Annotated in this window: 10 protein-coding genes; 4 read left to right on the top strand and 6 right to left on the bottom strand. The window is 42.4% G+C overall.

Translation table 11 applies throughout. The features are described from left to right. Positions 1–258 precede the first annotated feature (258 nt). Genes purM through W03_RS09620 form a run of 4 tightly spaced genes read left to right on the top strand, consistent with a single transcriptional unit; the run spans position 259 to position 3,982 of the window. Positions 259–1,314 carry a phosphoribosylformylglycinamidine cyclo-ligase gene (gene purM, locus W03_RS09635; RefSeq protein ID WP_244072771.1) on the top strand — a complete coding sequence of 352 codons (1,056 nt, stop codon included), beginning with the start codon at positions 259–261 and terminating at the stop codon, positions 1,312–1,314. Between the two features lie 12 nt (positions 1,315–1,326). Continuing rightward, positions 1,327–1,971: a phosphoribosylglycinamide formyltransferase gene (purN, locus tag W03_RS09630; RefSeq protein ID WP_244072767.1), complete on the top strand. Its 645-nt coding sequence runs from the start codon at positions 1,327–1,329 to the stop codon at positions 1,969–1,971. After that, positions 1,968–2,735, top strand: a complete 768-nt coding sequence (locus W03_RS09625; RefSeq protein WP_244072766.1) for a DUF3108 domain-containing protein — start codon at positions 1,968–1,970, stop codon at positions 2,733–2,735. Before purN ends, W03_RS09625 begins: the two co-directional genes overlap by 4 nt. Then, positions 2,726–3,982, top strand: coding sequence for an RsmB/NOP family class I SAM-dependent RNA methyltransferase (locus W03_RS09620; protein WP_244072764.1), 1,257 nt, complete (start codon positions 2,726–2,728; stop codon positions 3,980–3,982). Before W03_RS09625 ends, W03_RS09620 begins: the two co-directional genes overlap by 10 nt. 70 nt (positions 3,983–4,052) lie before the next feature. Here W03_RS09620 and W03_RS09615 read toward each other — a convergent pair whose 3' ends face one another. From W03_RS09615 to W03_RS09590, 6 genes are all read right to left on the bottom strand, one after another. After that, complete coding sequence (locus W03_RS09615; RefSeq protein WP_244072762.1) at positions 4,053–6,710, bottom strand: efflux RND transporter permease subunit; 2,658 nt, start codon at positions 6,708–6,710, stop codon at positions 4,053–4,055. 38 nt (positions 6,711–6,748) lie between these two features. Continuing rightward, the gene (locus W03_RS09610) at positions 6,749–7,366 is read right to left on the bottom strand and encodes an ABC transporter substrate-binding protein (RefSeq protein ID WP_244072760.1); all 618 of its coding nucleotides are present in this window, start codon (positions 7,364–7,366) and stop codon (positions 6,749–6,751) included. A 1-nt stretch (position 7,367) separates the two neighbouring features. After that, positions 7,368–8,519: a glycosyltransferase gene (locus W03_RS09605; protein ID WP_244072758.1), complete on the bottom strand. Its 1,152-nt coding sequence runs from the start codon at positions 8,517–8,519 to the stop codon at positions 7,368–7,370. A 42-nt stretch (positions 8,520–8,561) separates the two neighbouring features. Continuing rightward, positions 8,562–9,680: an adenosyl-hopene transferase HpnH gene (hpnH, locus tag W03_RS09600; RefSeq protein WP_244072756.1), complete on the bottom strand. Its 1,119-nt coding sequence runs from the start codon at positions 9,678–9,680 to the stop codon at positions 8,562–8,564. Between the two features lie 332 nt (positions 9,681–10,012). After that, complete coding sequence (locus W03_RS09595) at positions 10,013–10,591, bottom strand: peptidoglycan-binding protein (protein WP_244072754.1); 579 nt, start codon at positions 10,589–10,591, stop codon at positions 10,013–10,015. Between the two features lie 276 nt (positions 10,592–10,867). Next, positions 10,868–11,860, bottom strand: a complete 993-nt coding sequence (locus tag W03_RS09590) for a VanZ family protein (protein ID WP_244072752.1) — start codon at positions 11,858–11,860, stop codon at positions 10,868–10,870. Positions 11,861–12,172 lie beyond the last annotated feature (312 nt).

Genomic DNA, 12,172 nt, shown 5'->3' with positions numbered 1-12,172 from the left:
TTGTTTAATCAAGTGAATGATCTCAAATTTTTCGCGCACGGAGTATTCTACGTATCGTTTCTCGATCCTTGAGGCATATTTTTTGGGTAGGTTTTTCCACTAACAGCTTCGCCGCGATTTCTTTAAGACTGAAGGAGTACAGCTTATCCAGCTTATAGGATGTGCGCTAGTTAGTCATTTCCGTATCTCCTGTATATCAGATTTGCGGTAAAATGACGCTTTGTATATTTTTCATTTTGGATCGCGTGAGAATTCATTTTGACTTCATCCAGTTGTAATACCTCCGATGCAACACCGCTTTCCTATCGTGACGCCGGCGTGGATATTGATGCCGGTGATCGGTTGGTAGAAAACATTAAGCCACTGGCGAAAAGAACGTTGCGCCCGGAAGTCTTGACGGGTATTGGCGGATTTGGTGCGTTGTTTGAAATTTCAAAAAAATACCGAGATCCTGTGTTGGTTTCCGGTACTGATGGCGTGGGTACTAAGTTAAAGCTGGCTTTTGAACTCGACCAACATGACACGATAGGTATCGATCTGGTAGCCATGAGTGTCAATGATATTCTGGTGCAAGGCGCGGAGCCGTTGTTTTTTCTGGATTATTTTGCGTGTGGGCGACTGGATGTGGTGACTGCGACCAAAGTCATTAGCGGAATTGCTCAAGGATGTGAATTGGCAGGTTGCGCTTTAATTGGGGGAGAAACTGCCGAAATGCCAGGCATGTATCCAGCCGGGGAATATGATTTAGCAGGCTTTGCCGTGGGTATTGTAGAAAAAGAACGAATTATTAGTGGTGATACTATTGAAAGCGGTGATATCGTTCTTGGTCTTGCATCGAGTGGTGCGCATTCTAATGGCTACTCGTTGATTCGCAAGATCATCAGCACACATCAGGTTGATTTGCAGCAATTACTTGACGAGCGGACACTGGCAGCACATATTATGGAGCCGACGCGAGTCTATGTGAAACCAGTACTGGAAATGATTAGGAGAATTCCGATTAAGGGTTTGGCACATATTACTGGAGGTGGATTAATAGAAAACGTGCCGCGAATTCTGCCCGATTCGATGGCAGCGGTGCTCCAGAAAAATGCATGGCCGATGCCAATTTTATTTGAATGGCTCCAACAAATCGGTCATGTGACGGATTATGAGATGGCACGAGTTTTTAATTGTGGTATTGGTATGGTGATTGTGGTTGCTCCTGATCAGGTTGCAAAGGCTATGCAATTATTGCAGGACTTGGGTGAGACGGTTTGGCAAATTGGTTGTATCAGGCCGCGCGGATCCCATTCAGCAACGCAATTCATGTAGTACGTAGCTCTGATGAAAACACTGGTGATCCTAATCTCCGGTCGCGGTAGCAATATGCAAGCATTGTTGAATGCTGATCTCAACGTGGATCGCATAATCGTGATCAGCAATAATCCGCAAGCAGAAGGCTTGCAGATCGCCCAACGACAAGGCGTTGAAACCTACGTTGTCGATCACCGAAATTTTAAGGATAGGAAAGATTTCGATGAAGTGTTGGCGGGAAAAATTGCAGAATTCCAGCCTAAACTAGTGGCATTGGCTGGATTCATGCGTATTCTGAGCGATGACTTCGTGCATCGTTACCAGGGCCGGTTGATCAATATTCATCCATCGTTGCTGCCGGCATTTCCGGGTCTGGCTACGCATGACCGTGCATTGCGGGAGGGAGTGAAGATTCACGGTTGCACGGTGCATTTTGTGACACCACAATTGGATCATGGACCGATTATTATTCAAGCGGCTGTTGTGGTATTGCCAGAAGATACGGAAACATCGCTGGCGAATCGTGTCTTACAACAAGAGCATCGCATTTTCCCTCAGGCAGTGCGGTGGTTCGTAGATGATCAACTTAAGTTAACGGGTGATATGGTTCAAATAGAAATAAACCATACCTGTATGAGTCAAATAACGCTTTATTCTCCAGGGTTAACTGAATGAGGTTTTTCGCATTCTTTGTTATATTTTCAGCTTTAAGTTTTTCAGTATGGGCAACGGATACTCCTGTTCGTATCGAAATCAGTTATCAGGTTTCTACTGATATCGGTGATGGCGAAATCCAAGAAGTAATGGATATTAAGCACACCAAGAAAGGTGATAGCTATGTAATTAATAGTGAAGCGCAGGCAACAGGTATTTTTAAAATCATTGAGCCGAGCAGTTTAGTGCGTCACAGTGAAGGCTTGGTTACCAAACAAGGACTGCGTCCTTTACGTGCATATGAAAAGCGTGGAAAAAAAGAACCCAGTTCGGTCGTATTCGATTGGGATCATATGCGCGCTACCTTACAACACAAAGGTGTGGAGACGAAAGAAAAGCTTTTTCCCGATACCATGGATCGTCTAAGTATGTCTTATAGCTTTATTTTTGCACCGCCACCAAAAGAATCGTTGGAGCGGTATGTGGCACATAATGACCAGATTCGATTATCGCAGTATAAAGTCACTGAGGAGCATTTTAAAACTGCGTTTGGGAAATTTAATACGATTGCCATAACGCGCCAGGAAGAAAAAGGCTCAAAGCTGAAAAGAAAGATTTGGCTTGCCCCGGATTATCACATGCTGCCTGTGCGTATCGTTTCGATTGAAGAAAATGGCCGAGAAATCGATAAAACTGTGACTAGTATTTATGTCCGCTACAGTAATGGCCGGTGTTTCAGCAAATCGACAAAACCTGAAACCGCACGTCAAAACCGATGCCAATAATTTTATCCCAATTAAATGCGGCTATCGCTGCAATGCGTGCATTGTTGCCGTTGGAATTTCCCGCTGATGCGATCATACGGCGTTTCTTTCGTGATAATGCGATACTCGGTGTACAAGATCGCGCTTTTGTCGCAGAAGTAGTGTTTGGCGTTTTGCGGCACCGCTTTTTTCTTGAGAGTTTGGCTCATCCGGTTACACCGCGCGCACTGGTATTGGCTTATCTGATCAAATATCACGGATTGAATTTAAGAGAGCTTGATGGTTTTATCAGTGAATCCGAGAAAAAGTGGCTTGCCGAAATCAAAGGAATCAAGATTGATGGATTATCGTTATCCATTCGTGCTGAACTTCCAGATTGGTTGATTGAGAAACTCAGAATTAACTTATCCGATGAGCAAATCCTAGCATTGGGGCTTGCACTACAAAAAACTGCTTCGCTAGATTTGCGCGTGAATACGTTGTTGGCGAAACGTGATGAAGTTATTGCAATACTCCAGGGAGAGGGCATTGATGCGCAAATCACTCCTTATTCACCGTGTGGTATACGGCTTGCTGGAAAACCGATGATTAATCGTCATGAATTGTTTTTGTCTGGGAAAATTGAAGTTCAGGACGAGGGAAGTCAATTGTTAGGTTATTTGCTGGCGCCCAAGCGCGGTGAAATGGTCGTGGATTTTTGCGCTGGCGCGGGTGGTAAAGCTTTATTGCTGGGTGCTTTAATGAATTCAAAAGGGAGATTGTACGCGTTTGATGTATCTGAGAAGCGACTGAGCAATTTAACACCGCGCTTCAAGCGCTCGGGTTTATCCAACTTGCATATCCAACGAATCAATGATGAGAACGACAGTAAAGTAAAGCGTTTGTCAGGAAAAATTGACCGTGTGCTGGTTGACGCACCTTGCAGCGGTATTGGAACGCTGCGCCGTAATCCCGATTTAAAGTGGCGCCAATCTTCTCAAAGCATCGAAGAATTGAAAACCAAGCAAGGCGCGATTCTCTCTGCTGCAGCCAAGCTACTCAAACCGGGTGGGCGCTTGGTTTATGCCACCTGTAGTTTCTTGGCCGAAGAAAACCAAGAGATTATTTCTAATTTTCTAAACAGCCAACCGCAATTTGCGGTGTTGAATTCCACAGAATTGCTGGCACAGCAGAAAATTGCATTGGATACAGGAGAATTTTTGCAAATCAATCCGCAACAACATCAAACCGATGGCTTTTTTGCGGCGGCTTTGGTGCGTGGTGGCTAAAATAGAGCAGTGATATCTTTATTGAACCAAAGATTCCGGGTTGTATTGATAGTGCACAGCAAGATTGTGGTTACGTATTTGTTGATTTGTCGATATCATTCCACTGCAACAATGCCGGTAGTATGACAAGCACGCATACCAATGTAATTGATAAACCGATTGTTAGTAATAATCCCATGCTGGCGGTACCTTGATGTGATGAGAAAAACAGACTGCCAAAGCCAACTAATGTTGTGAGAGCACTGTAAAAAACTGCACGTGCGGTATTGGAATGAAGGAGATTGTTGTCGGATTGACTGCGTCTTCTGTGCACAATGTGTAAGCTGCTATCGATACCGGTTCCAAGTAGTAACGGTAATGCGATAATGTTAGCAAAGTTAAAGGGCAAGTCGAACAAAACCATGCATGCACCGGTAAATAAAGTCGCTAATAGTAGCGGCGCTAATGCTAACAATGTGTATTTTATGCTGCGTAACATCAACAACAACGTTACAATAACGCCGATCAGCGCCAGTGCAAACGCGTGAATAAAAGCGTCCACAACCGCTTCTCCAGCTTCTAAGCTAATTACTGGAACGCCTGTCGCGGTCGGGGCTACTTGTTGTACAGCTCGAACAAAGCGCCGTAATGCGTCGTTATCATCGATGTTCTCTAACGGATACACTGAAATTCGATAAAGGTCATCGTGACTGTGCCAGTGTGAACTGAAAGCTTCCGGTAGTGTTTCCTGTGTGAATGGTTTGGCGCCCAATGCTAACTGCAAACGTTGAATCGATTCCGGTAGTAGGCTTAGCAAATCGCTTTCGAGTGATTGCAATAGTTGATCGTTCTTATGATTCGAATGGTTATCCAGTAGTAATTGTGTTTTGAGCTTAGACAAAGATTCTAGTAAAGCATGTATCGAAGCATTAGCAGGGTGATCATGTCGCTCTTGAAGAAAAACGTTTATTTTAGCGATTAATTTTTCGAGTGCAGCAATTGATTGTTTTTGCGAATGACTCGAATTATGCGATGGTGTTGCGAAAGAGATGGGACCGAGTGTCATTGACATTTCAGCAATTAGCTGATTTTTTGTTTCTTGATCTTCCGGTACTAAATCCGTGATACTGACGACAGTTTTCACTTCAGGAAGCGCTTTGAGGCGCTTTTTTAATTGTTCTAACTCGACCAGATTATCAGCAAGAATTTCGATATGCCACGGTGAATCCTCAGAATGACTCAACAATTCTTGAAAGGTTATCACCGATTCGGCGCGCGGATTATTCATGTTCAGCAAGTTGTAATCAAATCGGATCTGTGGTGTGATGATTACTGCCGCGATGATTGCGATGGCCGTGCTTGTCAGGATCAGTTTTTGTGAGCGACCGGCAAAATCCAGAATTCTGTTAATTGGTTTTAAAGTATTCGTTAAAGAAGTTTGCTTGGTCGTGGGTATCGGAAAAAATTTCTGTAATGCCGGAAGAAGCGTCATAGTGACGGTAAAGCTAATCAGCATACCGGTGCCAGAAATGATTCCCAATTCCGCTATACCGCGATAGGTCGTTGGTATAAAAGCATAAAAACCAATCGCAGTAGTAATGGCACAAATCAGAAGTGCCTGACCTACATCGTTGCCCGTATCGGATATGGCTTTTACATCGGGGTTTCGGGTATTTTTCAATTCTTCAAGGCGGAATAAAAAATGAATGGCATAATCAACACCTAATCCAATATATAGCACGGCAAATGCAATCGAGATCAGATTCAGGTGACCGACAGCAAGGGCGGCAAACGCCGCCGTCAATATCAATCCGACAATTAAACTGATTACTACAGCGATAGAAGTTCCAACCGAACGCAGCGCCAGATATAACACAATCGCTACCAGCACCAATGCCAATAAGCCGGATTCTTGCGCACCGTGCATGGCGCTATCAATTTCATCATGTGCAAGTGCAACTTCACCGGTGATCCGTAATGTAATGCCCGATTCGAGGGAGAATCCTAATCCTGGTGCTGCATTCCGTATCAATTCGATGGATTCTTTCGCAGCAAATATCTGTGAATAATCTAGCTTTGGCTTAACGACGATAAATTCTTGATAATTGCCTTTTTGAATTTCGCCGCTGAGCAATGCTTGCCATGAGAGTGCATGAGGCTTCCCGGCCAAGCGTGCATGAATGGTGTTGCTGACCTGATCAAATACTGATCCGAGTTCTAATGTTTGTCCCGTTCGTAATGCTTCTATAGCCTCGGTTAGAATGGCGAAGAAGGTCGTCAGGCTAGGATCTTCGGCTATGCGGGCAACCAGCGGTTGAGCTGAGGCTAGCTGATCGGTGATGCGGCTTAATTCATCAATGTTTTTGAATAGCAATCCATTTTGTTGAAAAAACAATTCACCGCTTAAATAATAGATTTCTGGAAATTGTTCGCGCTTTTCCTGCAGATAAGTGTTGAGCCGTTTAGCTGCTGAATGTACTTGTTCTTGAGTAGGAGCGTTAATTACTAGTAGTAGTGTGTCTTCATATTGAGAAAACGATTGCCGATAGCGAATATGATTTGCGCGAAACGGAATGTCTTCCGAAAGCATATCTGTGGTATCGGTATCTACCTCCAGATTATCAGCAATGTATTTTATACTGCAAGCTGTGAGCAACAATAAAGCGAGAATAACCCAGATTGCATATCGGTATGTGGTACCAGCCCAGCGTCCAAAAATGCGCTGATCCGAAGGATTGGGGTTTTCCAAGATTAAAAAGTTGTATTAAGATGTTCGAAATTTGAGGATTAGCTTTGTTGTGCTAATGCGGTTTTTTCTTTGAGTGATTCGATCAAAGCTTGAAATCCGTCACGCTGCATTACCGCCCGATACTCGCCGCGCTTGATAGCCAAATCGCTGACACCGTCAAATAGGATATTGACAATACGCCATCCTTGTTCGGTTTTATGCAAAACATAATCAAAATTAACTGTTCCACCATCTGATTTTATCAATTGACTGCGTACAAGCTTTTGTTCATGTGGCAGGTCGCGTTGCTCAATGACCTCGAATTGTTCACCTTCATATTGTGTGAATCGACTTGCATAGGTTGCAATGCTTAGTTCTCTGAAGGTTTTTATAATCAGTTGTTTTTGCTCATTATCCAACTGTGCCCAATAGGTTGAACCCAGAATCGTTTTGATAATTAGCTCAATGTCGTGTGATTGATCAATAACTGGTTCAAGAAATTTGAAGCGACCTTCATAGCCCAGTTTTTCACCATTCTTCATTGCTTCAATGAGGGATGATTGCATTTGGACGATGACCTGTTCTGGATTTTCATTAAGTGAATTGTTGTCAGCGATAACCGTTATGCTGACTAGCAGTAGCAACACTGCAAGCTTGAATTTGATAATTAGTTTCATGTTAATTATTTGCTTTGCTTTCATAGCGACGATCTTTCCAATGAGCACGTTCTCCATTCCAATACCGCAGTACTGATGTCCAGGTCATGGCAAGATACAGTGTGCCAATAAGGGGTAATGCCAGCACCCATAATATTGACCGTTGATAATAAACCAAAGTATGGATATAGGCAAAAAACATCGCAATCCAACTGAACATGCCGATTAGCAATAAAAGTTGTGTACTAGAAAATAAGAAAGCCATTGGTCCTATCCAGAACATTGCGATCATAATAAAAGTGCATAAGATTAGCAAAACCGATGAATAGCGCAGTTGCGTGAATGCCGTACGCGCTACCATATTCCATATTTGCATTAGCCCAGAGTATCCTCGATGGCTACGGGCGGCATGACTTAAGCCAATCCATGTACGTTCTCCTGTGCGCTTTACGTATGCGGCCAAAGTACAATCATCAATCAATGCGGTATGCAAACTCGAAAAGGCGTTAATAGCGTGCAGCGTTTCCGTTTTTATTAAAATACACCCTCCTGCTGCTGCTGCGATGGGGGAGGTCATTTTATTGGCTAAATTAAATGGGTATAGTAGCTTAAAGAAGAAGATAAACGCCGGCATTAAAAGCCGCTCGATAAAATTCATCATTGGCGGTTCCGCCATTAATGATACTAAAGAAAGGTTTTCTGCTAATGCTTTTTTGTGCAATTCAGCGACAATTCCCGGTGCTAATTCGATGTCAGCATCCAATAGTAACGTAAAAGGCGTTTTGACATGCTGTAGCCCTTGCTGAAGTGCCCATAGCTTTCCACTCCAACCAGGTGGTGGTGATGTTCCCGAGATTACCTGTGCATTGCATGCGAGAGCTTGTTCTGCGGTATCATCAGACGACTGATCATCGATGACGATGATTTGCGTTTTCACGCTTTGTTGTTTAACCCCTGCTAGCGTGCGCTGAATATAGAGGCCTTCGTCGCGAGCAGGAATTAAAACGGTAATATCAGTTACTGGTGGATCAGTTATTGGCGGCTCGTCTACAGAAACAGGGCATTCGAGTTTCTCGCGAACTTCGCAAGGGCGCCACGGCAGAAATATCACTGCATACCAGCAAACGACACCAAAAATCGCTAAATATTCGACTAGTTCCAAGACTTCTAACATGCCAATAAAATTTCAGAATTAAATTGGATAGTCGGTGCGATATTATTTATTGATGACTGTTACCGGAATTTCATCAAGCTTTTTAAAAGCTTTTTCTTCTTCCATTGTCCACTTTGGTGTAGGTTCTTCAACCATAGGACCCTTTGTGCGCGGTCCCCTTAAAGAAGTGATGAAAGCTTTCCAAGGGTTATGCAGGGTGTCTTCCACGGCCGTCGCTTCATAACCACAGTGTGCCATACATTGCGCGCACTTGGGATTGTTCGCTGTACCATATTTTTCCCAAGGAGTATCTTCAAGCAATTCTTTGAAAGTTTTTGCATAGCCCTCGTCCGATAACAGGTAACAGGGTTTTTGCCAACCGAAAACATTCCGGGTTGGATTGCCCCAGGGGGTGCAGTTGTAATTTTGATTACCTGCTAGATAATCTAAATAGAGCGCGGAATGATTCAGACGCCATTTGCGTTTTAGTTTTTTACCCAGTTCGAAAATGCCGCGGAACAGAACCTTGGTATCTTTACTTTTGATAAATACATCTTGCTTCGGTGCCTTTTCATAGCTAAATCCGGGAGCAATCGTAGCGGCTTCAACACCCAATTCCATCGCGTAATCCAGAAATTCAGCGACATCTTCCGGGGTTTCACCTTGAAATAACGTGCAATTGACGGTGACTCTAAATCCTTTACTCAAAGCCAGTTGAATAGCTTCAACAGCACGATCAAATACGCCATCTTGACATACCGAGGCATCATGACGCTCTTTCATGCCATCCAGATGAATGGAAAACGTGAGGTAGGGAGAAGGTTTGTAATCGTTGATGCGTTTTTTCAAAAGTAGCGCATTAGTACACAGATAGACATATTTTTTACGGCGGATGATGCCTTCAACAATTTGCGGCATTTCTTTATGTAGCAATGGTTCACCGCCTGGAATTGAAACCATAGGTGCACCGCATTCATCAACGGCATGCATGCATTCATCGTAGGAGAGTCTTTGATCCAGTATATCTTCGGAATGCGCAATTTTTCCGCAACCTGCGCATGCAAGATTACAACGGAACAAAGGTTCTAACATGAGAACCAATGGATATTTTTTGACGCCTTTTAATTTTTGTTTGATTAAGTAAGTGCCAACTGCGATTTGTTGGCGTAATGGAACTCCCATTAAAAACCTCCTTGAATTTTTTAAATAAGGGCATGCCTGATAAACATTGGTTTCTCGATTGAACAGATTTATGGCGTGAATAAGAAAACTTCACTCATAGATCATTTTTCAATCAATGTATTAGTCAGCACTATAAAACATGCTTTTTATGATGGCAAATTTAAATCGACAAAAAGCATTGAATACAAGACGGTTATGCTGAAAAGTGAAATGAATACAACAAACCGAAAGATTGCAGAAAACAAAAAAAAGGAAATACACCAGGAAAACTTATACTTTCCTGGTGTATTGATGAAAGTTAAGGTGTAACTTTATACCGCGATATTTTCCAATTAGAAATCAACACCTAGTAAGCGTAGTGTTTTTTTAGTCAACCTGCCAGGAGGAATGCCATGTTGATCTTGGAAATTACTGAGAGCTGCCTTGGTTCTGGCGCCACTTCTGCCATCTATTGGACCTGGATTAAAACCACGGTCGGCCAGTGCTTGTTGTATTTCGCGCATTAGTTGAGGTGATGAAAGCACCACATCATTACCATCGTCTCTAGTATTTATAGCGCTAGCGTCTTTTGCTGGTTGCGTAGCTACGACAACACGCTCTGTTACTTCTTCTTCTACTTCAACCATCATTTCAGCATCATCGGCTGTATTGTCTGCTACTGCAGAGCCTGGTAGAACTGGTATGTTTTTAACATCTCCAATTGTGTCGGCTGCAGGGGCCGGTGCTGGTGCTGGTGCCGGTGCCGGTGCCGTTGTTGGTGCAGGCGTTGCGTCTGCTGCTTTAGCTGGTTCTGCTGCCGTATCTTTACTTTGCTTGTGTTTGGGTTCAATAATCGGTTTGCAAGCGAAAAGTGTGATTGTGGCTGATAAAAGAATAATCGTTGTAAAGGTTTTGTTATTGGTAAATCTCATTGTTTCTCTCCATAAGAAAAAAATATCACTCATTGTGAAGATCTTCTGCGTAAATGACAAACCAAGTAGTGATCCTGCTTAGTTAAACACAGAAACGCAGAAATTATATTTAGATTTATCGAAATTGATACTACTAATTTCTAATTTTGCGATGTGAGTTACCACATTCTCTCGATCTTAACGCAATCTGAGTAAGTCAATAATACGCGATGATTTATAAATAATTTGTGTATGGTCGTTTTTATGCCTCATATTAGCGTTAGAAATGTGAATTGATTATCTAAATGGGTATGCTGCAACTCTTGCAAAGAAAATACCAAGAGTACCGCCCGTTGTATCAATGAAGGCATCGCTTACAAGCGGTGTTCGTCCATCGATATAAATTTGAACCAATTCAGTGCCACATGCCATCATAATGATTATTGTCAAAACTTTCCACGTACCAGTATTCTTGGCTGTCAATCGTAGCACCAATCCGAATCCCAGAAAAAAAACAAAGTGCCCAACTTTGGATAAATCCCACGGTAACACGCTGATAGGACTAAATAGTGGGTTGGCGCTGTCAATCTGAATGTCAATGTTTTCAAATATAAATGTTTTGATATCACCAGGTAAACTTATACCAATAATAATGACAGCAAAAAAAGAAACTAGTAGAAAGCGTAGCAAGAAATTTTTTTGCTGAGTATAAAAACAAGAGCCGATGAGTATCATAAAAAAAACACCCCATGCATATAGGATAATATCTCTGCTCCATGAATATGGTGTCAGTTGTATGACAGGATATAAACGCCAGTTCCTGATTTCAAGTAATCCAGTTGCGTGGTGCAATTCTACTGAGAAACGGACAGTTTTTGCATCTGGAGGAATATAAAAGTGCTCTTGATAGGTTTTCCATTCATTCGTGCCAATCAGTGATTGGACTACTAGTGGTAGATATTGGTCATGTGTTTCATTAACTTTTTGTGTGATCGCGACCCTAGCGGTATTCCAAGGGCGCTCTCCCTTGATAACATCATGGCTTTTTATTTCTGCTGAGAACATCACTAGCTGGCCATAGGGAACCTGCTGTAGATATTGAAACGCTGAAGTTATCGTTTCAGGATCATTCGAGGAAATACGAATAAGGTCTTTGCCGATATCGATTTGGTTTTTTCCAGAAGTGCGAGTGGACCATGAGGCGGTTAATAAGTCGGCACCTGTGGGTTGAAACCGCTCGAGATAAAGATGCGCTAAGAGAGTAATAACTGTCAGTAATATAAAAAGCATGCAGTTGAATTTGAATAATGGCATACAGTAAACTTGAAATGATGGATTTAAAGTTAAAAAAATTCACATAAATGATTAATGTGAAATACAAAACTGTATCCCTGCATATTATTGATATAAAGTTGGAAATATTTCAAAAATGCTGCACCATTAAAGTGACGTATCCAGCGATAAAAATGACTAACACAATGATGATTAATGTACGCATAAACAACTCTCCTTAGTTAAATAAAGATTTTTAAGGTCTGTCAAGGTCTGGTCAATTAGTAGGTGTACTTTTATTGGGACAGCGTAAATGTAATTAGTTGCAGT

Source organism: Nitrosomonas sp. PY1, from assembly GCF_022836435.1.
In the GTDB taxonomy this organism is placed as follows: Bacteria; Pseudomonadota; Gammaproteobacteria; order Burkholderiales; family Nitrosomonadaceae; genus Nitrosomonas.
The sequence above is the reverse complement of the archived record's forward strand: the minus strand, read 5'-3'. Positions and strand labels throughout refer to the sequence as shown.

What these genes read in the sequence shown, in the direction of transcription:
- W03_RS09595 (WP_244072754.1), bottom strand. Translation starts at nt 10,591, where the DNA reads ATGAGATTTACCAATAACAAAACCTTTACAACGATTATTCTTTTATCA.
- hpnH (WP_244072756.1), bottom strand. Translation starts at nt 9,680, where the DNA reads ATGGGAGTTCCATTACGCCAACAAATCGCAGTTGGCACTTACTTAATC.
- W03_RS09590 (WP_244072752.1), bottom strand. Translation starts at nt 11,860, where the DNA reads ATGCTTTTTATATTACTGACAGTTATTACTCTCTTAGCGCATCTTTAT.
- W03_RS09620 (WP_244072764.1), top strand. Translation starts at nt 2,726, where the DNA reads ATGCCAATAATTTTATCCCAATTAAATGCGGCTATCGCTGCAATGCGT.
- purN (WP_244072767.1), top strand. Translation starts at nt 1,327, where the DNA reads ATGAAAACACTGGTGATCCTAATCTCCGGTCGCGGTAGCAATATGCAA.
- W03_RS09625 (WP_244072766.1), top strand. Translation starts at nt 1,968, where the DNA reads ATGAGGTTTTTCGCATTCTTTGTTATATTTTCAGCTTTAAGTTTTTCA.
- W03_RS09605 (WP_244072758.1), bottom strand. Translation starts at nt 8,519, where the DNA reads ATGTTAGAAGTCTTGGAACTAGTCGAATATTTAGCGATTTTTGGTGTC.
- W03_RS09610 (WP_244072760.1), bottom strand. Translation starts at nt 7,366, where the DNA reads ATGAAACTAATTATCAAATTCAAGCTTGCAGTGTTGCTACTGCTAGTC.